This window comes from Empedobacter sp. GD03861 (genome assembly GCF_029840885.1).
GTDB classification, from domain to species: Bacteria; Bacteroidota; Bacteroidia; order Flavobacteriales; family Weeksellaceae; genus Empedobacter; species Empedobacter falsenii_B.
Map to the genome: position 1 here is coordinate 71154 of NZ_JAOCDJ010000001.1, position 24389 is coordinate 95542.

Below are 24389 nucleotides of genomic sequence, written 5' to 3' on the forward strand. Positions count from 1 at the left end.
TTTTCTGTTATGAAATGGACTTTTATCGCTTTTATTACATTGATTACACTTTATAGTTGCGAAGATAAATCTACGCCAACCATTTATCCAAGCAAGATTGGAGTTGATTCTGCGTACAAAGATTTGGTAAAAAAATATAAGCCAACAACAGAAGATGTAATGAAAGAAGAAGTGGTAAAAACGGCTTCTCCTCAGAAGAAAGTTGTGACAAAACCTCAACAAAAAGTTGTATCTAACGCAGATAAAATTATTCCGTTAAGTGCCAATAACACAACCGAAAATCTTGAAGTAAGTTATGCAAAAGCTAAAGCAGAACCAACTAAAATAGCAGGACAAACAAATACGTTTACCTTTAATGCAGATTCTGCCAAGAAAGTTTGGATCAAAATTTCTGCTCAAGATTCTACAGCAAATATCCGAATCAATCACATCAAAGGACCTGTGGATTCTATAAAAGGTGGACCTTTTGGTAAAGAAACTATTTTCGAATTACCTGCGCGTGGCGTGTATCAATTCTCGATTTCGGAGAAACCAACAAACCCAAAACCATACGCTGGAAAATATAAAGTGGAACTGAAATTATTGTGGAAATAAATCTCTATTTGTAATAGATTTTATAGTTGAGTGTATGATTTTTCAAAATATCTTGTTTAATCATTTCACCATTAATTTCATAATATAAATCAACTGGTTGTTTCGTATTAATCAAGTCAAAATAGCCATTTCCTTCGGGGCAAAAAGGATTTTCGTAAGAAGTTTCTAAACCAATAAAATAATTTTTAGCTTCAGATGGTTTAAGTTTTAAATGAATTGGAAAAATACATTTTCCTTGATAATCCTTATCAACTTCAAACCATTTTTCTTCGATTAAACTTTGTTTATCATCAATTGATTTTAGAATTATTGGTTTGAAATAATAATATTCATTGCAATAATTTTTCTTCTTCACTTTTGATTCGAACAAAATTTCGATCGCAACAATTTCAATTTCTTTCTCGTTTGGAAGCAATAAATTAGAAAATATTTTGAGTCCAAAACTTGTGTTATCCGTTAATCTTTCAACATTTTTAAACTTTGGACGAAATTGTTTGTAGTTGGAATAATTCACTACCTCAACTTGATTGAGATTAATCGTATCCAACTTTTGAGCAAAACTTAACGTAGAAAGTAAAAAGAGAATTAGGAATTTCATCAACTTCTTTGTTTCAAAATTTCTTTCAATTCTTTTAGCTCAGAAAGAATTTCATTGTTCTGGGCTTCTAACTCCTTTATTTGTTCAGTATTTTTAAAAACATTATCAAAACGCTTAAAAAATAATCGAATAAAAAATAAAATAAATATTAAAACTACTATTAATGCTATATTTTCCATTCTTTAAAAGTATAAAAAAACGACTCAATACTGAGTCGTTCTTAAATTATTTTTATTTTGAGAAGAATTAAATCAAGTTCAAAACTTGTTCTAAATCTTCCAATAAATCATCTATATCTTCAATACCTACAGACAAACGAATTAAATCATCTGTAATACCAATTTCAGCACGTTTTTCTGCAGGAATAGATGCATGTGTCATCGTAGCTGGGTGATTTGCTAATGATTCAACACCACCTAAAGATTCAGCTAAAGTGAAAACTTTCAAGTTTTCTAAAATTTTGAAAGCATCTTCTTTTTTCCCAGAAGTTAATGTAAACGTAACCATTCCTCCGAAATCTTTCATTTGCTTTTTCGCAATTTCGTGTTGCGGATGATTTTCCAAACCTGGATAATACGTGTGCGCAACTTTTGGATGAGCCTCTAAAAACTGAGCGATTTTCATTCCGTTTGAACAGTGACGATCCATACGAACAGCCAAAGTTTTGATTCCACGTAAAACTAAGTAAGAATCTTGTGGTCCTAAAATTCCTCCTGTTGCAAATAAATTGAAGTGAACATCTGTTGCCAATTGTTCCGAATTAACCACAATTGCTCCCGCAACTAAATCTGAGTGACCTCCTAAATATTTCGTTGCCGAATGCATCACGATATCTGCTCCCAACTCAATTGGACGTTGTAAATATGGCGACGCAAATGTATTATCTACAGCAACTAAAATATCTGCTTTTTTTGCTTTTGCAGCATCATTTACAGCTTTGATATCAACCACTTTCATCAATGGATTTGTAGGCGTTTCAACCCAAACCATTTTTGTGTTTTCATTGATTAAAGCGATAACAGCCTCAACATTTGTCATATCTACGAAATGGAATTTCAATCCAAATTTTTCATAAACACGTGTAAATAAACGGTAAGAACCTCCGTATAAATCGTCCATCGCGATGATTTCATCACCTGGTTTGAATAATTTTAACACACCGTCAATTGCTGCTAAACCAGAACCAAATGCAAAACCTGCAACTCCACCTTCGATAGATGCTAATGCGTTTTCTAAAGCAGTTCTTGTTGGATTTGCGCCACGAGAATATTCGTATCCTTTGTAATCTCCTGGTGATCTTTGTGCGAATGTTGATGTTTGGTAAATTGGAGTCATTACGGCTCCTGTTGAAGGGTCGTGTTGTTGACCTCCGTGTATCGCTTTTGTATTGAATTTCATTGTAAATGCTTTTAACTATAGCAAATATATGGAGTTTTATTTATTCTTTGTTTTAAAGATTTGTTAGAATTTATTTCGGGAGATTAACTAAACAATTCGTATAAAACTTGTAATGATTTTGGCTTCTTAAAATTATTGGTGTGAATTTGATAGTACTTCACTAGAATTTCGAGTAAAAGAGAACGTTGCGATTGGTTGAATGTATTTTTTGAATCTTCGGAAAAGTGTAATTCTAACAATTTTTTGAACAAAACAGTTTCATCTGCTTTCAACATATTGATAGATGAATTCGAATTTGTGAAAAATCCATTTTCTAAATCGAATAGATTTCCATCAATTTCTAAGTTGGGATAAAAACCAAGAAAATGTGATAATTGAATTAAAAAAATCAAATGAAAATCTGCAAAATCATCTTTTTTTTGATCAAATTCTTTTAACGAATGTTCAATGTAAAAATATAATTCTGGATTATCTGATTCTTCTTTTAGAACTAAGTTTAGGATTTCAGCTAAGAAAAAAACAATAGCCGATTTGATGGGATGAAAATGCAACGATTCGTAATAATACGACGTTTGCACTGATTTTAAGAAAACCAATTGTTGCTCATTTGATTTCGGTTGAAAGCTCAAATCTATTTCTGCTAGCGGAAAATACAACGAAGTATTTCGCTTTTTTTTGGAGAAAACTCCTTTTGCTATAAATGATTTTAAGCCAAAATCTTGTGTATAACAACGAATAATTAAACTCGTGTCACCATATTTTAAGCTCGAAAGTACAATGGCTTTGGTTTCTAAAATTTTCATTAACGGACAACTGCAATTTTTAATGTTTTGGTTTCTGTACCATCAGCATTTGTCATCAAAACTAAGTAAATTCCAGAAGCTACTGGCTTTCCTTTTGCATTATTTGTGTTCCATTCTACAATTCCTCCTTCTGCTTTTTTCTCAAAAAGTAAATTTCCAACAATATCTGTAATCTTAACCAACGCACGATTTGGAAGATTTTTTATCGTGACATTCCCCTTATATTCTGGACGATAAGGATTAGGATAAGCAATTGCATTGTTAAAATTATTCGCTTCTGTCGATACATCTCCGTTATACGAAACCACACCTTTTTCCGTTGCAAAATATACTTTTCCTGTCGATTCATCAATCGAAACATCGTACACAACATCCGAAGGTAAAGGTGAATTTTTAGACGTAAAATGCAATTTCGTCGATTCTCCACTATCCGAAACATAATAAACTCCTGCTCCATTTGTTGCAATCCATTTATTATTTGCGTTATCTACTTTTATAGCATAAATTCCAACATCGGTTAACAACGCTTCCGGAATTCCATCTTGAATAATGACAACAGGCTCGGCAATTATATTATTAGAACTTACAGCATTATCAGCTCCGTACAAAACCACTAAACCTTGTTGAGTTCCTATCCACAAGTTGTTTGATCTATCATTTGCAACTGTCAAAACGTTATTAATAGGCAACTTGTTTGAAGTTGTTAAAGTTGTTACTATTTGATAATTTTTATCTAATACAGCAACCCCTCCTCCTTCTCTACCACTTGGATAATAGGTATAAATATCAGAAAAATCAGGAGTTAGAGCCACTATTGCAGAGGCTTTATCAACAGAAATATTATTCCACGTCCCATTAGCATTACGTTCTAAGTAATAAACCGAATTATAATCAGGAGATTTTCCATCTGGAAATGAAGCACCAATATGTAAGTTTCCTAATTTATCATAGGCTAATCCAGAAATTCTAGAACTAGGGAACTGATTACTAATAATTCGATCAGGTTTATAATTATTTACAAACTCGAATTTAGTTGGATCAAATTCTAATAAATCTGTTCGCCCATTTACATCGCGTCCATACTTATTGAATGATGAAACTATAAATGTATTATTATTTTTATCTGGATGAGGAGCGATTCTTAAAACATCTCGAATATCAAAAATATCTTTTGAACGAAAATTGTTCCATTGTTTTACATTATAATAATAGAAACCATCACTATTATCTAAAACATTTCCATAACCTAGAGTTCCTCCTGGAGCAATCCAGACTTTTCCATTTTTTGTTGTTACAGACCAAGCTTTATTATTGAAAGGTCCATCGGGATAAAATTCTTTATGATTAGATAAATTAATAATTCCATGATTTACTGAACCTCCAAAATAAATATTGTTAATAAAAATTCCTGAATTGAAATTTATTTCATTTCCATCTTCATCAATTAAAGGGTAATTATCTCCTTTGAAAACAGAAATTTGATTATTCTGAGTAATAATTAATTTACCATTCGACGATTTTAACTCTTTAATCAAATTAAAAGGAGTAGAAGTTCCTCTTAATAATTTTAATTCATTGTTTACCGAATAATAAATCTCATTTTCAAATAATTCTATATTTGTAACATTTTGACCAACAATTTCTTCTTTCCAAATTTTTCTATTTGTAAAATCTGGATTATTCAAATTCTTATCCGATAATTCGCTCGAATAGATTCCTTTATCTGTTGCAATATAAAGAGTTGTTCCGTTAATTGTTGCATCATTTACAACAGCTGTATTTGTACGTGTTGTTTCTTTAAATTCTTCCTCTTTTAAGTCGAAAGAAACAATTCCAAAAGCTCCAGAAATAAACGCAATTCCATCATTTATAAAAATATGATTGACTTTTTTATCTCCCGAAAAACCATTCCATTTGATATCCAAAACCATTGTCGATTCTCCAGATTTCAATAAATCTAAACCTCCATTTTCATAACCAACTAAAAACGAATCAGAATCTTTGTCATAAGCCATTGCAGAAACCCCAACATTGTTCAAGAAATTGGTTTTATTTAGCTTAATCCAATCACTTGTTGGATTTTGAGGATTGAACAAGAAAATTCCGTTTTCAGTTCCACAATAAATCACACCATTTACTTCTTCCAACAATTTCACATTATTGTAAGAAAAAAGATCAGTCCAACGCACTTTATCATTTTGAGCGTTTAAACTTGTGAAAATCATGGTGATGAAAATGAACAATTTTGTCTTCATAATGCACAAAAATACTGTAATTTATAACAAAATAACTTGCTAAAAATTGTATTGCTTGTTACAATAAATCATAAAATTTGCCTGGAAGTGTCGAAATTATTTGCTTTAATTCCAAATCTAATAAGGTTGGCATCAATTCGTAGGATTTCAAATTTAGGTCAAAAGACATTTTATCAATATGTTGTTTTCCATTCGTTTTGAGATAATTTACAATTAAATTTTCATCATCAGAAAACTCAATAAACAAATCTATTTGCTTTGGTTTCTTCTTCGAATTGAAGTTAAAATAATCAATAATATCTTTCGAATTTTCGACCAAATAAGCCTGATGAGATTTTATCAAATAATTGCACCCAATACTCAACGCATCGGTTGATTTTCCTGGCAAAGCAAACACTTCACGATTATATTCATTTGCAAATTTTGCAGTCACCAAACTTCCACCTTTAAAAGCAGATTCTACCACAATTGTAATATCTGATAAGCCTGCAATAATCCGATTTCGTTGCAAAAAAGCTTCGGGAACGACCGCTTTAAAACTAGGTTGTTCTGTAATCCAACCACCTTTTTGTAACATCTCAACAGCAACTTTTTTATGAGCAGCAGGATAAATTCGTTCAAAATTTGTTCCCATTACCGACCACGTTGCAACATTATTTTTGAGCGCATTTGTATGCGCTTCTATATCGCAACCATACGCTAATCCACTTACAATCGTCACATCAAAATCTGCTAAACCTTCGATTAATTCAGTAATAAAATTTCGTCCATAATTAGTCATTTTTCGAGTGCCAACAATCGAAATCTTTTTATTATTGAATTGATTAAATTCTAAATTTCCTTTGCAAAAAATCACCAAAGGTGCATCAATACATTCTTTTAACAATTGTGGATAAGCTTCATCATAAAAAGTTAAAATATTGATTTGATTATTTTTACAATATTCTATTTCGTTAAAAGCTAAATCTAACCATTTTTTATTTCCAAAATCTTTGCTTATTTGTTGTCCAATTCCCGAAATTTGCATCAAATCTTTTGGTTTACAATTCCAAGCAGCCTCTGCCGAACCAAAAAATTGAATAATTTTTCGAGCTGTGATATCGCCAATTCCTTTCTGAAAAGAAAGTGCTAAAATATATGGTAAATCGGTTTGCATTTTGTTAAATTATTAATATTAAACCAACTAAGAATAATTTTAAGTATTTATTTTTTTGCTAAATCTAAAAAAAATGTTAATTTCGTAGTATGAGGTTAGAAGAGCATATTAGTCAATTATTATTTCAGCACGATTGTGTAATCGTTCCAAACTTTGGTGCGTTTATCTCAAACACTGCTAATGTGGCGTTTGACGAGCAAACAAACACATTTATTCCGCCAAGAAAAGAGCTTTCTTTCAATACAACTTTAACAAAAAGTGATGGTGTTTTGGTGAATAAAATTGTAGAAGATGAGCCAATGTCTTTTGAAAATGCGCAAACATTTTTGAATGAACAAGTTTATTTTTGGCAAGAACATTTGAAAAATGGAAAAGTTTTAACCTTACAAAATATCGGATCATTACAATTTAATGACGCTGGAAAAATTGACTTCAAACCAGAAAATGCTCAAAATTATTTCATCGCCGCTTACGGTCTTTCAAATTTACAAGCCAATTACATTTTAGATTCGTCTAAAACTAAAACCTCTAACAAACACATGTCAAAATTTTTAGCCGCAGCCTCATTAATTCCCATTATTGTTGGTGGCTTCCTATATTTTAATACGCCGCAACCCGTGCAAGAATTCGTAACGGAGCAATGGAGCGGTTTGGTTTTACCAATGATTGGTAAAGATGACGCAACAAAAACTGAAAAGCCTACAGTGCAATACGATGTGTATAATATGCCACAAACGATTGCTGAACCTTCTTTGGTTGAATATCAAATTGCTGAAACCGTAACGAAAACAGATACAATTGAAACGCCTAAAAAAGTTGAAATTACAGTTGTAAAGGAAACAAAAGTGAATGAGACTGAAAAGGAGATTACGGCAATTGTAAAGGAAAAACCTTCGACAAAAGAAGTTGTAAAAACAGAAACAAAAAAATTAACGAAAGTTGAAGCTCCTAAAACAGCTGAAAAGAAAGTTGAGGACAAAAAAGAAATTACAACTAAAACAACTGCAAAATCTAGCAATAAAAAATATCAAGTAATTGCGGCTTCGCTAAAACGTCAAGAAGATGCTGATCGTTTGGTTGGAGAATTGAAAAAACAAGGTTACAAAGATGCTGGAATTTCTTATGTAAAAGGTCGCTATTATTATGTTACATATAACAGTTTTAATAACATAGAAGAAGCACAAAAATATATGAATGATGTGAATAAAAAGTCTCCTGGAACTTGGGTTAGAACTGAAAATTAATTTATCATTTCAATACAATATAAATCGAAATAAGCTGCCCAAAAGGCAGCTTATTTCTTTGTTAGAATGAATATGAAAACTACTTCCAGCCTCCGCCTAAACTTTTGTAAATAGCGACAACTGTACTTAATTGTTTTTCTTTTGTTTCGATTAATTCCATTTTTGCATCCAATAAATCACGTTGAGTTGTTAACACTTCCAAATAATCTGCACGATTATTTTTGAACAATTGATTCGCAATATCAATAGATTCTACAAGTGCTTTCGCTTGTTTGTCTTTGTAAGAATAACTTTGTTCTAAATTATTAATCTTCGACATTTGATTTGACACTTCTAAATAAGCATTTAAAATTGTTTTATCATATTCGTACAACGCTTGTATTTGATGAGCATTTGCTGTATTAAACTCCGCTTTTATCGCACTTTTATTAATTAAAGGCGCAGCTAATTCTCCTGCCAATGAGTATAGAATTGACTCTGGCATTTTTACCAAATAAGAAGGTTTGAACGCATTTAATCCTAAAGCCGCAGAAATATTAAGTGACGGATAAAACTCTGCACGAGCCACTTTTACATCCAATGCAGAAGCTTTCAATTCTAGTTCTGCTTGCTTGATATCAGGACGATTCGATAATAATTCAGACGGAATTCCTGCATGCATTGTTTGCGGAATCAAATCCATAAATGAAGAACCATCACGTTTTATCGTTTGCGGATATCTTCCCAATAAAGCATTAATTCTATTCTCAGTTTCTGTAATATCTTGTTTAATATTAAACTCTTCGCTTTCAGATTTTAATAATTCTGCTTCAAATTTTTTCACCGCTAATTCAGTTTCACGCGCTGCTTCTTTCTGAATTTTCACCACACGCAGTGATTCTTTTTGCAACTCAATATTTCGATGAATTAAATCTAATTGGCCGTCCAAAGACAATAATTCATAATAAGACGAAGCGATTTCAGAAATCAAATTTGTCAAAACAAAATTCTTTCCTTCCACCGTTGATAAATATCGCGCAATCGAAGCGTCTTTCGAATTACGTAATTTTTTCCAAATATCAACTTCCCAATCAGCACTCAACCCAATCGCATAATCCATCAAAGGATCAGGCATTTCTTTCCCAGGTTTTATCTCAGTCGAGGCATCACCAGCACCTTGACTTGTGTAACGACCAACTTTCTCCACACCAACTCCAGCAGTTGCAGCTACCGTAGGAGATAATTTTCCGTTTTTGTACAACACTTCATTTTTAGAAATCTCAATTTCTTGAAGTGTAATCATCAATTCTTGGTTATTTTTTAACGCTTCTTCAATCAAAACGACCAAATTTGGATCAGTAAAAAATTGTTTCCAAGGCGTTAACCCAGAACTTGGTGTATTATCATTTTGAACATTCTGATAAGCTTCTGGAATTTTTGGTGCTTGATGATTTTCAATCTCTTTGCTTACCGCAGGAGCTTTACAGCTCCAAATCATTGTTCCAAAAAGACTTATTGCAATTATATTTTTTAAATTATTTTTATTCATCTTCCGTGATTTCTTCTGTTAAAGGATTTTCATCTTCGTATTTCACCAATTGCATTTTATCCGCCAAAGCGCCAAACGCAACATACAAACCAGGCACAATAAACAACCCGAAAATAGTTCCGAACAACATTCCGCCTGCAGCAGCAGTACCAATTGTTCTATTTCCTACTGCTCCCGGACCAGAAGCAATAACCAACGGAATAAGACCTGCAATAAACGCAAATGATGTCATCAAAATTGGACGGAAACGAACACCCGCACCTTCAATCGCTGATTTTACAATTGATAAACCTTCGTTATGTTTTTGTACTGCAAACTCAATAATCAACACCGCATTTTTACCGAGAAGTCCAATCAACATCACCATTGCAACTTGTGCATAAATGTTATTCTCTAATCCTAATAATTTCAAGAAGAAAAATGCTCCGAAAATCCCTGTTGGTAATGAAATAATAACTGGTAAAGGCAAAATAAAACTTTCGTATTGTGCTGCTAAAATCATGTAAACGAAAATTAAACAGATGACAAAAATTATGACCGCTTCATTTCCACGAGAAACCTCATCTTTCGATATTCCTGCCCAATCAATTCCAAAACCACGAGGCAAAGTATTCTTAGCTACTTCATTAATCGCTGCAATCGCTTGTCCACTACTATAACCAGAAGCTGGCGTACCACTAATTTCTGCTGCATTATACATATTGTGACGCGTAATTTCTGATAAACCATATACTTTTTCAATTTTCATGAAAGCTGAATATGGAACCATTTCACCTTGATCATTTTTCACATACAATTTCAATAAATCTTCCGGTAGCGCACGATATTCTGGCGAAGCTTGTACCATCACTTTATAAGGTCGGTCAAATTTGATGAAACTTGTTTCGTAATTAGAACCAACTAATGTTGATAAATTATCCATCGCATTTTCGATCGAAACTCCTTTTTGTTCGGCAATATCATTATCAATTTTCAAGACATATTGAGGAAAGGAAGCACTATAAAATGTGAATACAGAGCTCAATTCTGGACGACGAGTTAATTCTTTTACAAAATCACGGCTCACTTCTTCCATTTTATGATAATCTCCACTACCCGCTTTATCCAATAATCTCAACTCGAAACCTCCTGCAGCTCCATATCCAGGAACAGATGGTGGTTGAAAATATTCGATATTCGCACCATTAATATTTCCAGCTTTTTCTTCTAATTCTTTGATGATTTCTTCCGCAGACTTAGAACGTTCGTCCCAACTTTTCAAGTTAATTAAACAAGTTCCAGAGTTTGCTCCTGTACCTTCTGTCAAAATCTCATAACCAGCCAAAGATGAAACTGATGAAACGCCATCAATTCCTTCCGCTATTTTTTGTAATTTTTGAGAAACTTCATTCGTTCTTTCTAACGTAGAACCTGGAGGTGTTTGAATAATTGCATAAAACATTCCTTGGTCTTCGTTTGGAATAAATCCAGAAGGCAAACTATTATTCAAAAAGAAAACTCCAGCGCAAAATGCAAGTAAAATTCCGAATGTAACAGTTCGTTTGTTAACTGTTTTGGTTAAAACTTTTTCGTATTTAAAAGAACCTTTGTTGAACAAATTATTAAACTTCAACAAAAATTTATTTAGCATCGTTTTCTTTCTTGGTTGATTATGATTATTTTTCAAAATCATTGCACACAAAGCTGGTGTAAGCGTTAAGGCAACAATTCCTGATAAAATAATTGATGTTGCCATCGTAATCGAAAATTGACGATAAAAAATTCCAACTGGACCAGACATAAACGCAACTGGAATAAAAACAGCTGCCATTACAAATGTGATTGCTATAATTGCTCCACTAATTTCGCGCATCTCTTCTTCCGTCGCTCGTAAAGGCGAGAGATTTTTCTCTTCCATCTTGGCGTGGACAGCCTCTATCACCACAATCGCATCATCGACGACAACTCCAATCGCCATAACTAAGGCAAATAATGAAATCAAGTTTAATGTAATTCCAAAGAAACTCATTAACGCAAAAGTTCCGACCAAAGAAACAGGAACCGCCAACGCAGGAATCAATGTAGAACGCCAGTCACCTAAGAATAAAAACACAACAATCCCAACTAAAACGAAAGCTTCAAAAAGTGTATGTACCACTTTTTCCATTGAAGCATCTAAGAATTTCGAAACGTCATATGAAATCTCGTAATCCATTCCTTTTGGTAAATTATTCTCTTTAAGATCAGCCATTAATGCTTTGATATTTTTAATCACTTCACTCGCATTACTTCCGTACGATTGTTTTATCACAATTGCGGCAGAAGGTTTTCCGTTCAATGTTGAGTAAATATCATACATCGAACTTCCGAATTCTATATCAGCAACATCTTTTAAACGTAAGATTTCTCCATCAGGATTTGCTCTTAAAATGATGTTTCCATATTGTTCTTTTGTGTTATATCGACCTGAATATTTTAATACATATTCAAAAGCTTCTGAACGTTTTCCAGAACTTTCCCCTGTTTTCCCTGGCGAAGCTTCAATACTTTGTTCATCCAACGCTTTCATCACATCATCCGCAGAAATATTATAGGCTTGCATTCTATCTGGTTTTAACCAAACACGCATTGCATATTCTCGGTTTCCTAAAATATCTGCATCTCCAACTCCATTAATACGTTTCAACTCAGATAAAATATTGATATCTGCATAATTATATAAAAATTGTTGGTCAGCTTTTGGATCGTTACTGTACAAGTTAATGTACATCAACATGTTTGATTCTTCGCGTGTAATTTTCACTCCTTCGCGAACTACTAAAGGCGGAAGTTTATTGACAACCGAAGAAACACGGTTTTGCACATTTACAGCTGCAATATTGGGATCAGTTCCTAAATCAAATATCACTTGAATAGACGCTTCACCGTCATTTCCGGCATCAGATGTAATATATTTCATTCCTGGAACACCATTTAGCGCACGTTCTAATGGAATTACCACCGATTTGATTAATAATTCATTATTTGCACCCGGATATTCCGCTGTAATATTCACCTTTGGTGGCGAAATTGAAGGGAACTGCGTTACGGGTAATTTGACTAATGATAGAATTCCTAAGAAAACTATAATCAACGAAATGACAATCGATAGAACGGGTCTTCGAATAAATTTATCAAACATAACTTTGAATTTTTTAGATTAGTTTGATTTTAATTTCAACGATGAAAGAACTTTTCTTGGTGCAATAAATTTCGTTTTGATTTTATCATCATCTTTCACTTTCTGAACACCCTCTAACAAAATATTATCTTTCTCCGAAAGTCCGCTTTCTACCACATAAACATCAGGCATTTCTAGACCAATCGTGATATTTCTCGATTTGACAACACCATTTTTATCTACTACAAAAACATAGGTTTTATCTTGAATTTCGTAGGTTGCTTTTTGTGGAATTAATAAAGCATCATGTAACGGAACTGTCATTTTTACTTTCCCTGTTTCACCATTTCTTAACAGATGATTTGGATTTGCAAAACGTGCACGAAACGCAATATTTCCTGTTTCGTTGTTAAATTCTCCTTCTATCGTTTCTACCAAACCTTTTTCTGGTAAAGGTTTATTATTCGCCATAATCAACGAAACTTGTTTATTCGCTCTATCTTGAATATTTGTTTGATAATCTAAATATTCAGGTTCAGAAACGTTGAAATAAGCAAACATTGATGAGTTATCAGATAAATTTGTTAATAACATTCCTTCGTCAATCAAGCTTCCCAATTTCATAGGAATTCTATCAATAACACCAGAAAATGGTGCACGAATATCTGTAAATGATAAATGTAATTGAGCCAATTGCATTTCTGCTTTCGATTTTTCTAATCGTGCTTGCGCAATGGCTTTTTCGTTCTTAGAAACGACATTATTATCAGCCAAAGTTGCTGAATTTTGTAATTCAATTTGTGCCTCTTTTACCTCAGCTTTCGATTTTAAATATTCGGCTTGATACATCGAAGGCATAATGCGAAACAACAATTGACCAGCTTGTACATGTTGACCTTCATCCACAAAAACTTTTTGCAAATAACCTTTTTCTTGCGCACGAATTTCGATGTTTCGTACCGATTGAATTTGGGCTACATAATCCTTATCTACAATCGTATCCATTTTAATTGGCGTTGTGATTGGATAATCTTTCACTTCTTCTTTTTCCTGTTTTTTTGATGAACAACTTGTTGTCAACAATACAGTACTTAGAGCTACAAATAATGCGACTCTTTTCATAATTCTTCTAACTATTAAATGTAAAATTTGATGAAATGGATTTCTTGGCAGAAGTAGTTTTACCAAAAAATATTACATACAAAAATTGGTTAACATTCAGCTATTCATGAACTGAACACTAATTTTTGGTGTATTTTAAAAATTTAAGAAATCAATCAAATTCTGATTGTACGTAACAAAATGTACTTACAACTCGAAAATTTGATGGTTTTATTGTAGAAGATGTGTTTCTTTCTTAAACCTTGAATTATAAAGTTTAAAACCAGAACAACACTTAATAGTTTGATACAAGTTTCTAAATCGATTTTGTTTGATGTCTGAAAATCATCATCAATCGTTTCGATACTTGGATTAAATTCTTGAAATTGATTTGAATTTGAAGTTTTAGAAAATTTCGTCTCAACAATTTTACTTGCGTGATAAATATGTGTATTATCATTAACAACCGTCTGTGAAGTTAAATTTCCTTGAAAATGTTGAGTACCCGCAAACACTTTAGTTTCCGCAAAAAATAGCAGAAACAAAGCAGATAGCAAGTATGTGATAAACATTTTCATAATTCTGTTCAAATGTAAGACTTGAAATAATACAATAATCTATATTAACATTTTTTAACTATAAAATTTTATTGATTTAATAAAAAACTCAATTACAAACACTTAACACAACGATAATAACTGTTTCAAAACTCGAATATTTTGTTGAAATTTGCATCCAACAAACAAAAGTTTATGGCGAAAGCAAAAACAGCAAAAGAGTCGTTAGCAGTAATGACAAACTTGGTTTTACCGAATGAAACCAACAATTTAGGAAACATGTTCGGAGGCGAATTATTGGCTTCTATGGACAGAATTTCTTCTATTTCTGCGAAAATGCATGGTGGAAGTTTTTTGGTTGTAACAGCAAGTGTCAATCACGTTGCGTTTAACATTCCGATTCCGATGGGAAGTACGGTGAAGTTAGAATCTAAGGTAACTCGCGCATTTAATTCTTCGATGGAAGTTTATGTTGATGTTTACGTTTACGATTATGAAAATTGTGTTTATAACCAAACAAATAGCGGTATTTACACATTTGTAGCCGTTGATAATGACAATAAACCTGTTCAAGTTCCTGAATTAATTCCAGAATCTGAACAAGAAATCGAGCGTTATGAAGCTGCTTTGCGTCGTAAACAATTAAGTTTGATTTTGGCTGGCAGAATGAATCCTGCTGATGCACACGAATTAAAATCGTTGTTTATTACAGAATAAAATAAAAAAGTCGAAACAATGTTTCGACTTTTTTATTGATATAATTTTTTAACCTTTTCCAGCTAAACGATCCACCACATATTCTATTTGTGTTTTCCCGTGTGGTTTTGGTTTTCCTTCTGCATCTAAATTTACCATCGTAATTCGATCGACTGTAATAATGGTTTCATGCGTCATTTTGTTACGTACTTCGCATTGTAAAACCAATGAAGTTGTTCCAAATTTCACCACTTCAATTCCAATTTCTACAATATCACCTTCACGAGCCGAAGCCATAAAGTTGATTTCCGACATATATTTGGTCACAACATGCGAATTTTCTAATTGCACAATGCTATACAACGCCGCTTCTTCATCAATCCAAGCCAAAAGCTTTCCTCCAAAAAGTGTTTTGTTTGGGTTAAGATCTTCTGGTTTTACCCATTTACGAGTGTGAAATTTCATAGTTTTCTATTTTAAGTTCTTGCTTATTTTCTGTTGCCAAATGATTCGCATCCGAAATAAACTTGACTAAATTTACAGCATATTTTCCATCTAACAAAGATTCATTATGACGGATTAACGCGTCAGAAATTTCGGCAATGGCGTTAGGATGAAAATTCTTTTGTTCAGTAGAAATTTTGTTTGAACAACACACATTTTTTAAATCAGAATAAATCATTTGATTAAGATATTGATCTCCAATCTTTATTGTTCCTTTTTCAGCAATAAGCGTGATATTACTTTCGAAATTTTTATTGAAAACTGACGTTGTATAAATCATATGTCCGATTGCTCCATCGGCAGTAAAATCAACACAACCCGAATCATCAAATTCTGTCACTTCTTGATGCGTAAAATTGAAACTTTTTGAATTTGTACAAATTACCTCATCAAACCAAAAATTCATGATATCAACAAAATGTGAAAATTGAGTAAACAAAACACCTCCGTCCATTTCTTGGTTTCCGTGCCATTCGCGCAACTTGTAATAATTCTTGTTACGATTCCAATAGCAATTAATATTCACCATGAAAATTTTCCCTAATGAATTATTATCTATCAAATTCTTTACATATTGCACAACTGGAGAAAAACGAAGCTGCATCGACGTAAAAACTCTAAGTTTCTTTTCGTCAGCAACTTTCAGTATTTCAGTAATATCTTCTACAGTTAATGCAATTGGTTTTTCAATCAAAACATTTTTTCCCGCTTTTAAACAACGAATCGCATGTTCGCGGTGCAAACCATTTGGCGTAGCAATCACAACAACATCAGTTTCTTGATCTTCGTTCAGAAAACTTTCAAGTGTTGAATAACCTTTGAAAGGTAAATCTTCTGGTAAATTGAAATCAATCACCGAAATTAATTGCGCATTTTCCGTTTCTTCTATCGCTTGTTGATGTACACGTCCAATATGACCGTAGCCTAAAATGGAAAAATTCTTCATTGAATTTATTTAATAATTTTTTCTAATATCTTTTGTGTGATTAGATATGTTGGTTTTACACCTGTTAATCCTAAACCTCCAGAAGCCAATGTACTTCCTGTTTCTAACGGATTATCAGAAGCGTAATAAGCATACATTACTTTAACATCTTTATCGATGTGATGTCTAATTTTTGACGCAACCTGAATCGCTTTTTGGTAATGCGCACCTTCCATTTCTAATCCAATCGCTTGGAAAGACGAATTCTTGAAATACTCTAAAACGTCTTTATTTTGTAATGATGTTCCTAAAACCGAAATCATTGGTCCTTCGTAAACACCTAAACCTTGTCCTTCGAAATCTGCAGCGGTTAATTCGTTATCAAAAACATAATTATCTGTTGTTCCTTCGAAAACATGCGCTGTAGCAATCATTATATCACCTTTTATTCCTTCAAGAATACCAGCTTTACCCATAATCGCAACAGATTTTACATTCATTTTGAATTTTACATCTCCTACTTTGTATGGTTTCAACAACTCATCCATCGCCTCAAATGCTTGCTCACCAAAAGCATAATCCATCACAATAATAACCTCATTGTTCTTATCTTTTGCGTAAGAAAACGCAGAATTGGCAATGTTTACTTTAGATAAATCAATAATTTGAACATCGATATTTGTTCCTGATTGATCTTTGATATAAACTAAACCATTTTGTTGAGTGTATTCATTTAACGAATCGCGCAACATTTTGTTGTTTGCTGCACTCAAATCTTCGTAAATTTCTACTCCATCATTTTTGTATTTTCTTTTCAATCCATCATATGCATACAACATGTTCGAAACACTGTGCATATTAGCAGAAATGATATGAATGTTTTTGTCTTGAAGATTATTTTCGAATAATACACGTTTGATTTCATTTGCCCATTTTTCTCCAATCATGTGGTGACCAATCGATTCACGTAAAGTTGATGTAAATGTAATTTCACGTTTCTTAGTTCCGATACGATCTTGTTGACTTGTGTAACCCATCCAATAAACTACACGGAAAAAATAATCTTTATCGTCTGCTTTACTGAAATAATGATGAATTTCTTGTGTTTCTTCAAACGTTCTTCCTAAAATAGTCGATAAATGCATCAAAGCAACTTCACGTTCTTTTCGAGAAATTTCAACTTCATTGAATACAACATTTTCAATAAATTCCCAGGCTCTACTTTTAGAAAGTGTTTCGTTACTGAATGCTCTATTTCTTATTTTATCCGCCTCATTGTATAAAAACGTTAAGTGCGTTAACACATCATAGATATCAGAACGACCGCGAGAAATTTCGATATTCATTTGATCATCATCAATTCTATAGCAAAAACGACGACGTTTTGCAGGAATAATTGGCGTGAAAATAGAACGATCATAGCCTTCGTCAGATGTAAAAGACACATAAGGTGTTTCTACGATTCCTTCTGGTAAACGATCTAAAACGTACATTAATCCGCTTAATTCTACTTTGTTTGGATCTGTCATTGATCCGTAGATTTCTGGATTAATTTCGAATAATAAATTTCTTAATATTTTTCCAGGTGCACCAGATGGACGGTACACTCCTCTATGAAATAAATGACGCATAGAGATATATAATCTTTCAATAGCGTCAGTAGATCTTCTTGCTCTTGTTATTGTCATAATAATTTTTTTTACTTTTTTTGGTTGTTTAATTCTTGTTGAATGGCCATTAATTCATCGTACCATTCTTGTCCAAATTTTCGGACTAACGAATCTTTTGCAAATGTTGCAACATTCACTTTCAATTCTTTTCCTAAGGTACAAGCATCCGAGCAGATATCCCATACATCATAGTTAACAGAAGTGAAATTTGAATATTCCTTAACACGAACTGGATACAAATGACAAGAAATTGGTTTTTTATAGTCGACCTTTCCGTCTTCGTATGCTTTTTCAATACCGCATTTTGAAAAACCATTTTCTTCGAAAACTAAATAGGCACATTCACGATTATTGACTAATGGAGTTACCCAATCGCCGTCAGTATCCATTGTGTACTTACCTTCTTGCTCAATCACCGCAATTCCTTCTGGACGCAAATAAGGTTTTACATCTTCATAAATATCGTCTAATACAATTAGTTCGTCATCATTCAAAGGCGCTCCTGCGTCACCTTCTACACAACAAATCCCTTTACATTTGTTCAGATTACAAACAAAATCTTCATTTAGTAGTTCTTCAGATACAAGGGTTTTTCCTATTTGGAACATGTTACATTAAATTTTGTAACATGCAAAGGTACGGAATTTTCCTCAGAAAAATGTAATTTTGTAAAAGAATAATGGATAATCTACTTTCAAAAATCAATCATCCTAAGGAACTTAGGACTTTTGAAGCGTCTCAATTAACTGCTTTAGCTCACGAGATGCGCGAATTTATTTTGGATACTTTGAGTGTAAAACCAGGACATTTAGGTGCTAGTTTGGGTGTGATTGAATTAACGATTGCTTTACATTATCACTACAATACACCTAAAGATTTGTTGATTTGGGATGTAGGTCATCAATGTTATCCACATAAAATTTTGACTGGTCGTCAACAAATTTTCGATTCTCTTCGTCAAAAAGATGGTATTTCTGGTTTTCCAACGCGTATAGAAAGTGAGTTTGATACATTTGGAACGGGACATTCTTCTACATCTATTTCAGCAATTGTTGGGATGGCAACAGCAGATAAAATCAATCAAATCAATAGAAAACACATTGCAATTATTGGTGATGCATCGATTACTTCTGGAATGAGTTTAGAAGCATTAAATCATCTTGGATCAACAGATTTGGATGTTTTAGTGATTTTGAATGATAATGATATCGGAATTGATCCTTCGGTTGGTGGATTGAAAAAACATTTTAAATCATTAGAAAATCAATCCGAAAATATCTTTACCAATTTTGGTTTAAATTTCATCGGAACAATTGATGGGCACAACTTTGATGAATTACTGAATGCTTTCAATAAAGCTGATTCAATCAGAGGTCCAAAAGTTTTACACATCAAAACAATAAAAGGAAAAGGTTACGAAAAAGCCGAAATCGATCAAGTAAAATGGCATGCTCCAGGTTTGTTTGATAAAGAAACGGGCGAAATAAAATCAAAGAAAAAAGAAAAATCGTATCAAGATGTTTTTGGTGAAACCATGCATCAATTACTTGAAAATAACTCACAAATCGTTGCGATAACGCCTGCTATGTTAACAGGAAGTAATTTGGTGAAATGTCATCAAGATTTCCCAAAACGAGTTTTTGATGTCGGAATTGCAGAACAACATGCGGTAACGTTTGCAGCTGGTCTGGCGACGCAAAACACCATTCCGTATTGTATGATTTATTCGACATTTTTACAACGTGCATACGATCAAGTCATTCACGATGTAGCGTTACAGAATCTACCTGTTGTATTTTGTATTGATCGTGCAGGATTCGTTGGTACAGATGGCGCGACACATCATGGTTATTTTGATATTGCGTATTTGCGCGAAATTCCGAATATGATTGTGTCTTCGCCTCGAAACGAAAAAGATTTCAAAAATCTATTGTACACAGCGCAGTTTACAACTCAACCATTTGCTATTCGTTATCCAAAAAATAATATCCAAACAAGCAATTCTAAAGTCAAAAAAATAGAAATCGGTCAATCTGAAATTATTTTTGAAGGAAGTCAATTAGCAATTCTTTCAACTGGATTGATTAGTTCTCGAATCGAAGAAATTATCATCCAAAATCATCTTCAAGATAAAGTCGCTTTGATTGATTTTCCATTTATCAAGCCTTTGGATGAATCTCGCTTAAAAGCTATTTCATTAAAATATTCTACCATTCTAACTTTTGAAGATGGAATAAAAAAAGGTGGTTTCGGAAGTGGAATTTTAGAGTTTCTGAATTCAATACATTACAAAGGAAATATTACAATCAACGGTTATCCAGACGAATTTATCGAACACGCTTCGATTACCGAATTAGAACAAATGATTGGTTTAGATGATTCATCGATTTTAGAAATGATTTTTTCCTACCTAAAAATTCAACAATCCTAAAAATTAATAATTTTCGGTACGAGAGTTGTAATAGCTTTTTCTAATTTATAAGCACAACAACAATGAAAAAAATAATCGGTTTATCTTTTATAGCAGTATTGTTAACATTGCAATCTTGCGGTACAACAAGCAACATGCAAGAATTCTACAAAAAATATGATAATCAATCTACTGTAATTCCTTTACCTTCTTTTGCGTTGAAATTAGCTGGAAAAGCTGGTGGAACAGATTTATTTAATTATTTAAAATCGGCTAAAGTTTTTGTTGTTTCAGATGCTGGACAAGGAAAGCAAAAAAGAATCATGAATGATTTGCAGTCATCTATGCGTGGTGAAAAATATGAGAACTTAGTAAAATTCAAAGCGAAAGACAGCCGTTTGAACATTTCATTACAAGAAGATGGCGGACGAGTTAAGAAAATGATTTTTGGAATTAACGGTTTACGAAATGTATTGGTTATCGATTCGAAATTAGATATTCCTAGAACAGATTTAGACAAAATTTTGGACAAAGTTTCGGCTGAAGATATTGCAGATTTAGCAGATATTTTGAAATAATATAGGAAGCCAGCTAATTTGCTGGCTTTTTCTTTTGAAATTACTTTGTAACTTTGTCGCATGAGTGGAAAATTATATTTGGTTCCGACGCCAATCGGAAATTTGGGAGATATGACATTTAGAGCGGTTGATGTGCTAAAAGAATCGGATGTGATTTTGGCAGAAGACACGCGAAATAGTGGTATTTTACTGAAACATTTCGAAATTTCTACTCCAATGCGTAGCTACCATATGCACAATGAGCATCAAGCAACTGAAGATATTATTCGTCAGCTAAAAGATGGTCAAATCATTTCGATTATTACTGATGCCGGAACTCCAGGTATTTCTGATCCAGGTTATTTATTAGCAAAAGAATGTGTAGCAAATAATATCGTAATCGAATGTTTACCAGGTGCAACCGCTTTTGTTCCTGCATTAGTTGTTTCTGGATTACCAAATAATGAATTTACTTTTGTTGGATTTTTACCTGTGAAAAAAGGTCGAAAATCGAAATTAGATTCATTAGTAGAAGAAAAGAAAACGATGATTTTCTACGAATCTCCACATAAAATTGGACGCACATTAAAAGATTTAGCCGAAGCTTTTGGAGCTGAACGCAAAGCAAGTTTATCACGCGAAATCTCGAAAAAATTTGAAGAAACTTTACGCGGAACATTAACTGAATTAGCCGAAATAGCTGAAAAAAGAAATTTAAAAGGTGAAATGGTTTTGGTTATAGAAGGACATCATTAATCGTTGAAGCGAATATCTTTGATATTCAATTGCCAAGTTCCTTTTCCTTGCCAATAATTCATTCCGATTGTGTAAACCATATCAAACGATTGTCCTTTCTCTAATTTTGGTCCAAATTTCCCTAATTTGAAACCAATTGCAGGAAACGTAATACGTGTATCTCGCTGATGTACGTACAAACGCGCGTGTTCTTTACCAACTAATCGGAAATCCGTTGCTAATAAATCCTTCGAAATAAAAACAGGATTCATATTATCTGGTCCAAAAGGCGCCATTCGCATCACCGATTCCAAGAAAGAACGTGTCATATCCTTAAAAGAAATCTCTTTATCGATCAAAATTGATGGCGTAAAATGTTTTCCATTCGACATTTCTTTCACTGTTTGATCAAATCTAATCTTGAATTCTTCAAAGTTTTCTTCTTTCATTGCCAAACCAGCAGCAGCCATATGTCCACCAAACTGTGTTAACAAATCTTTGTTTTTTTCGATTGCCGAATGTATGTCAAACTCTTGAATAGAGCGAGCCGAACATACAATTTCGCCTTCATTATTCTTCGTGCAAACAATGGTTGGTTTATAATACAAATCGACCAAACGAGAAGCAACAATTCCGATTACTCCTTTATTCCAAGAAGCATCGTAAACAATGGTCGAATATTTTTCTTTGGTATTAATTTGATCCAGTTGAAAAAGTGCATCATGTGTCATATCAAGATCCAAGGTTTTGCGTTCATTATTTAATGAATTTATATCATTCAAATATTTACGGCAATCCTCTTCATCTGTACTCAACATAAAACGAACCGCTTCCGAACCGTGTTTTATACGACCTGCAGCATTAATTTTTGGCGCAATAGAAAAAACAACATTCGAAATATTGACATTATTTTTAATATTAGTCGGAATTAATTGCTGAAAAGCTAAACGAGGTTCTGAATTTAATCGTTTCAAGCCGGCATAAGCCAGCACACGATTTTCTCCTGTAATCGGAACAATATCAGCCGCAATACTTACAGCAACTAAGTCTAAAAGTGGTAAAAGATTTTCTTTCGGAAGATTGAATTTCTCTGTATAAGCTTGCACCAATTTAAACCCAACACCACAACCGCTCAAATCTTTGTAAGGATAACGACAACCTTTTTGTTTCGGATCTAAAACCGCGTACGCTTTTGGCACAGAACGATCTGGTAAATGGTGATCACAAATAATATAATCGATGCCTTTTGATTGGGCATATTTTATTTCTTCGTGCGCTTTTATTCCACAATCTAAAGCAATTACAAGTGAAATATTGTTTTGTACAGCGAATTCTATACTTTGTTGAGAGATTCCATAACCTTCGTTATTTCGGTCTGGAATATAAAAAAAGACTTTCGAGTAGATAGAAGTCAGAAACTCGTAAAACAAAGTTACGGCTGTCGTTCCATCTACATCGTAGTCTCCAAATATTAAGATATTTTCTTCGTCATCAATTGCATTTTTGATACGTGAAACCGCATCAGACATTCCTTTCATCAAAAAAGGATCATGCAATTCGTCTAAGGATGGATTAAAATACGATTTGGCTTGCGCAAAATTCGTAATTCCACGTTGGGCTAATAAAATAGCAAGCACCTCAGAAATGTTAAGCGATTCTCTTAAATCCTTAACAACTTCAGTATTGGGCTGTTCTTTTATTTCCCATCTTTTTTCCATCTCTTTAATTTACATATTTTTTAATTAGAGAGAAGGGTAAAGCGAATATTATTTTGATTTATTTGCTTCTTTCACGTATTTATCTAACGCCATTGTCATTGAAGGCGTTTGTGGTGTTGGCACCTCAATGTCTACACGTAATCCCATCTCTTTTGCTTGATCTACTGTCGATTTTCCGAAAACGGCAATTCTTGTATTTTCTTGCACGAAATCTGGGAAATTTTCGAATAATGATTTGATTCCTGAAGGTGTAAAAAATACTAAAATATCGTATTTTACATCAGACAAATCAGATAAATCACTCGAAACAGTTCTAAACAAAGTTGCTTTTTGCCAAGTTAATCCTAAACTATCTAGTAAAGTAGGAACATTTGGTTTTAAAACATCAGATGCTGGTAATAAAAAGTTTTCGTCTTTGTGCTTTTTAAATAAAGGCACCATATCCGCAAAAACTTTTTCTCCAATATAAATTTTACGTTTTCTGTAAACAATGTATTTCTGTAAATAGAATGCAATTGCTTCTGATTCGCAAAAATATTTCATAGAGTCAGGAACAGTAAAGCGCATTTCTTCTGCTAAACGGAAAAAATGATCAATAGCGTTTCTACTTGTAAAAATTACAGCAGTCACTTTGCTAAAGTCAATTTTTTGTTGTCTTACTTCTTTAGCGTCTATTCCGACAACTTGGATAAATGGTCTAAAATCAATTTTGATTTTATTTCTTTTTTCAATCTCGTAGTATGGCGAGTTTTCTGCCTGAGGCTTAGGTTGAGATACTAATATTGATTTAACTTTCATAGT

22 protein-coding genes are annotated in these 24389 nt (G+C 33.0%); 6 read left to right on the forward strand and 16 right to left on the reverse strand.

The annotated features are described in order from the left end of the window. Positions 1-9 precede the first annotated feature (9 nt). Positions 10-594 (forward strand): hypothetical protein, encoded by a 585-nt coding sequence (locus N5D03_RS00350; RefSeq protein WP_280050643.1) that lies wholly within the window; start codon positions 10-12, stop codon positions 592-594. Positions 595-598: 4 nt separating this feature from the next. On the opposite strand, the gene N5D03_RS00355 is transcribed toward N5D03_RS00350, so the two are convergent. The 6 genes from N5D03_RS00355 to dprA all read right to left on the reverse strand — a co-directional run bounded on the left by N5D03_RS00355 (position 599) and on the right by dprA (position 6804). Next, entirely contained in the window at positions 599-1192 is a 594-nt protein-coding gene (locus N5D03_RS00355) for a hypothetical protein (protein WP_280050644.1), read from the reverse strand. After that, complete coding sequence (locus tag N5D03_RS00360; protein WP_280050645.1) at positions 1192-1371, reverse strand: hypothetical protein; 180 nt, start codon at positions 1369-1371, stop codon at positions 1192-1194. The genes N5D03_RS00355 and N5D03_RS00360 overlap by 1 nt, the downstream gene beginning before the upstream one ends. 67 nt (positions 1372-1438) lie before the next feature. Next, positions 1439-2590 carry a cystathionine gamma-synthase gene (locus N5D03_RS00365; protein WP_280050646.1) on the reverse strand — a complete coding sequence of 384 codons (1152 nt, stop codon included), beginning with the start codon at positions 2588-2590 and terminating at the stop codon, positions 1439-1441. Positions 2591-2673: 83 nt separating this feature from the next. Beyond that, positions 2674-3393 (reverse strand): DNA repair protein RecO, encoded by a 720-nt coding sequence (recO, locus tag N5D03_RS00370; RefSeq protein WP_280050647.1) that lies wholly within the window; start codon positions 3391-3393, stop codon positions 2674-2676. Further along, entirely contained in the window at positions 3393-5648 is a 2256-nt protein-coding gene (locus N5D03_RS00375) for a two-component regulator propeller domain-containing protein (RefSeq protein WP_280050648.1), read from the reverse strand. The genes recO and N5D03_RS00375 overlap by 1 nt, the downstream gene beginning before the upstream one ends. A gap of 58 nt (positions 5649-5706) precedes the next feature. Beyond that, positions 5707-6804 (reverse strand): DNA-processing protein DprA, encoded by a 1098-nt coding sequence (dprA, locus tag N5D03_RS00380; protein ID WP_280050649.1) that lies wholly within the window; start codon positions 6802-6804, stop codon positions 5707-5709. Positions 6805-6893: 89 nt separating this feature from the next. On the opposite strand from dprA, the gene N5D03_RS00385 reads away from it, so the two are divergent. After that, positions 6894-8048 carry an SPOR domain-containing protein gene (locus N5D03_RS00385; RefSeq protein WP_280050650.1) on the forward strand — a complete coding sequence of 385 codons (1155 nt, stop codon included), beginning with the start codon at positions 6894-6896 and terminating at the stop codon, positions 8046-8048. A gap of 79 nt (positions 8049-8127) precedes the next feature. On the opposite strand, the gene N5D03_RS00390 is transcribed toward N5D03_RS00385, so the two are convergent. From N5D03_RS00390 to N5D03_RS00405, 4 genes are all read right to left on the reverse strand, one after another. Next, positions 8128-9576: an efflux transporter outer membrane subunit gene (locus N5D03_RS00390; protein ID WP_280050651.1), complete on the reverse strand. Its 1449-nt coding sequence runs from the start codon at positions 9574-9576 to the stop codon at positions 8128-8130. Next, positions 9569-12736, reverse strand: coding sequence for an efflux RND transporter permease subunit (locus N5D03_RS00395; RefSeq protein ID WP_280050652.1), 3168 nt, complete (start codon positions 12734-12736; stop codon positions 9569-9571). Before N5D03_RS00395 ends, N5D03_RS00390 begins: the two co-directional genes overlap by 8 nt. A gap of 18 nt (positions 12737-12754) precedes the next feature. Further along, a complete protein-coding gene (locus tag N5D03_RS00400; protein ID WP_219034048.1) occupies positions 12755-13837 on the reverse strand; it encodes an efflux RND transporter periplasmic adaptor subunit in 1083 nt (360 codons plus the stop codon). A gap of 155 nt (positions 13838-13992) precedes the next feature. Next, complete coding sequence (locus tag N5D03_RS00405; RefSeq protein WP_180905720.1) at positions 13993-14388, reverse strand: hypothetical protein; 396 nt, start codon at positions 14386-14388, stop codon at positions 13993-13995. A 180-nt stretch (positions 14389-14568) separates the two neighbouring features. Here N5D03_RS00405 and N5D03_RS00410 point away from each other — a divergent pair, with 180 nt between their 5' ends. Further along, the gene (locus N5D03_RS00410; RefSeq protein ID WP_114998173.1) at positions 14569-15090 is read left to right on the forward strand and encodes an acyl-CoA thioesterase; all 522 of its coding nucleotides are present in this window, start codon (positions 14569-14571) and stop codon (positions 15088-15090) included. Positions 15091-15138: 48 nt separating this feature from the next. On the opposite strand, the gene N5D03_RS00415 is transcribed toward N5D03_RS00410, so the two are convergent. The 4 genes from N5D03_RS00415 to N5D03_RS00430 are packed head-to-tail and all read right to left on the reverse strand — an operon-like array spanning position 15139 to position 18776. After that, on the reverse strand, positions 15139-15534 hold the full coding sequence (locus N5D03_RS00415; protein ID WP_038336752.1) for a hotdog domain-containing protein: 396 nt from the start codon (positions 15532-15534) through the stop codon (positions 15139-15141). Beyond that, positions 15515-16519 (reverse strand): Gfo/Idh/MocA family oxidoreductase, encoded by a 1005-nt coding sequence (locus N5D03_RS00420; protein WP_219034045.1) that lies wholly within the window; start codon positions 16517-16519, stop codon positions 15515-15517. The genes N5D03_RS00415 and N5D03_RS00420 overlap by 20 nt, the downstream gene beginning before the upstream one ends. Positions 16520-16524: 5 nt before the next feature. Further along, on the reverse strand, positions 16525-18186 hold the full coding sequence (locus N5D03_RS00425; protein WP_280050653.1) for a hypothetical protein: 1662 nt from the start codon (positions 18184-18186) through the stop codon (positions 16525-16527). 11 nt (positions 18187-18197) lie between these two features. Further along, a complete protein-coding gene (locus N5D03_RS00430; protein ID WP_280037310.1) occupies positions 18198-18776 on the reverse strand; it encodes a DUF3109 family protein in 579 nt (192 codons plus the stop codon). Positions 18777-18847: 71 nt separating this feature from the next. Here N5D03_RS00430 and N5D03_RS00435 point away from each other — a divergent pair, with 71 nt between their 5' ends. From N5D03_RS00435 to rsmI, 3 genes are all read left to right on the forward strand, one after another. Beyond that, positions 18848-20599: a 1-deoxy-D-xylulose-5-phosphate synthase gene (locus tag N5D03_RS00435; RefSeq protein ID WP_280050654.1), complete on the forward strand. Its 1752-nt coding sequence runs from the start codon at positions 18848-18850 to the stop codon at positions 20597-20599. Between the two features lie 62 nt (positions 20600-20661). Beyond that, the gene (locus tag N5D03_RS00440) at positions 20662-21156 is read left to right on the forward strand and encodes a DUF4252 domain-containing protein (RefSeq protein ID WP_038336746.1); all 495 of its coding nucleotides are present in this window, start codon (positions 20662-20664) and stop codon (positions 21154-21156) included. 60 nt (positions 21157-21216) lie between these two features. Beyond that, complete coding sequence (gene rsmI, locus N5D03_RS00445) at positions 21217-21891, forward strand: 16S rRNA (cytidine(1402)-2'-O)-methyltransferase (RefSeq protein WP_221854392.1); 675 nt, start codon at positions 21217-21219, stop codon at positions 21889-21891. Here rsmI and recJ read toward each other — a convergent pair. Both recJ and N5D03_RS00455 read right to left on the reverse strand, forming a co-directional pair. Beyond that, positions 21888-23588, reverse strand: coding sequence for a single-stranded-DNA-specific exonuclease RecJ (gene recJ, locus N5D03_RS00450; RefSeq protein WP_280050655.1), 1701 nt, complete (start codon positions 23586-23588; stop codon positions 21888-21890). The two genes, rsmI and recJ, sit on opposite strands and share 4 nt — an antisense overlap. A 48-nt stretch (positions 23589-23636) precedes the next feature. Further along, positions 23637-24386 (reverse strand): uroporphyrinogen-III synthase, encoded by a 750-nt coding sequence (locus tag N5D03_RS00455; RefSeq protein ID WP_019974792.1) that lies wholly within the window; start codon positions 24384-24386, stop codon positions 23637-23639. Positions 24387-24389 lie beyond the last annotated feature (3 nt).

Bases quoted from the DNA above. Each gene is read 5' to 3' on its own strand.
- N5D03_RS00350 (WP_280050643.1), top strand. From the start codon at position 10: ATGAAATGGACTTTTATCGCTTTTATTACATTGATTACACTTTATAGT.
- N5D03_RS00355 (WP_280050644.1), bottom strand. From the start codon at position 1,192: ATGAAATTCCTAATTCTCTTTTTACTTTCTACGTTAAGTTTTGCTCAA.
- N5D03_RS00360 (WP_280050645.1), bottom strand. From the start codon at position 1,371: ATGGAAAATATAGCATTAATAGTAGTTTTAATATTTATTTTATTTTTT.
- N5D03_RS00365 (WP_280050646.1), bottom strand. From the start codon at position 2,590: ATGAAATTCAATACAAAAGCGATACACGGAGGTCAACAACACGACCCT.
- recO (WP_280050647.1), bottom strand. From the start codon at position 3,393: ATGAAAATTTTAGAAACCAAAGCCATTGTACTTTCGAGCTTAAAATAT.
- N5D03_RS00375 (WP_280050648.1), bottom strand. From the start codon at position 5,648: ATGAAGACAAAATTGTTCATTTTCATCACCATGATTTTCACAAGTTTA.
- dprA (WP_280050649.1), bottom strand. From the start codon at position 6,804: ATGCAAACCGATTTACCATATATTTTAGCACTTTCTTTTCAGAAAGGA.
- N5D03_RS00385 (WP_280050650.1), top strand. From the start codon at position 6,894: ATGAGGTTAGAAGAGCATATTAGTCAATTATTATTTCAGCACGATTGT.
- N5D03_RS00390 (WP_280050651.1), bottom strand. From the start codon at position 9,576: ATGAATAAAAATAATTTAAAAAATATAATTGCAATAAGTCTTTTTGGA.
- N5D03_RS00395 (WP_280050652.1), bottom strand. From the start codon at position 12,736: ATGTTTGATAAATTTATTCGAAGACCCGTTCTATCGATTGTCATTTCG.
- N5D03_RS00400 (WP_219034048.1), bottom strand. From the start codon at position 13,837: ATGAAAAGAGTCGCATTATTTGTAGCTCTAAGTACTGTATTGTTGACA.
- N5D03_RS00405 (WP_180905720.1), bottom strand. From the start codon at position 14,388: ATGTTTATCACATACTTGCTATCTGCTTTGTTTCTGCTATTTTTTGCG.
- N5D03_RS00410 (WP_114998173.1), top strand. From the start codon at position 14,569: ATGGCGAAAGCAAAAACAGCAAAAGAGTCGTTAGCAGTAATGACAAAC.
- N5D03_RS00415 (WP_038336752.1), bottom strand. From the start codon at position 15,534: ATGAAATTTCACACTCGTAAATGGGTAAAACCAGAAGATCTTAACCCA.
- N5D03_RS00420 (WP_219034045.1), bottom strand. From the start codon at position 16,519: ATGAAGAATTTTTCCATTTTAGGCTACGGTCATATTGGACGTGTACAT.
- N5D03_RS00425 (WP_280050653.1), bottom strand. From the start codon at position 18,186: ATGACAATAACAAGAGCAAGAAGATCTACTGACGCTATTGAAAGATTA.
- N5D03_RS00430 (WP_280037310.1), bottom strand. From the start codon at position 18,776: ATGTTCCAAATAGGAAAAACCCTTGTATCTGAAGAACTACTAAATGAA.
- N5D03_RS00435 (WP_280050654.1), top strand. From the start codon at position 18,848: ATGGATAATCTACTTTCAAAAATCAATCATCCTAAGGAACTTAGGACT.
- N5D03_RS00440 (WP_038336746.1), top strand. From the start codon at position 20,662: ATGAAAAAAATAATCGGTTTATCTTTTATAGCAGTATTGTTAACATTG.
- rsmI (WP_221854392.1), top strand. From the start codon at position 21,217: ATGAGTGGAAAATTATATTTGGTTCCGACGCCAATCGGAAATTTGGGA.
- recJ (WP_280050655.1), bottom strand. From the start codon at position 23,588: ATGGAAAAAAGATGGGAAATAAAAGAACAGCCCAATACTGAAGTTGTT.
- N5D03_RS00455 (WP_019974792.1), bottom strand. From the start codon at position 24,386: ATGAAAGTTAAATCAATATTAGTATCTCAACCTAAGCCTCAGGCAGAA.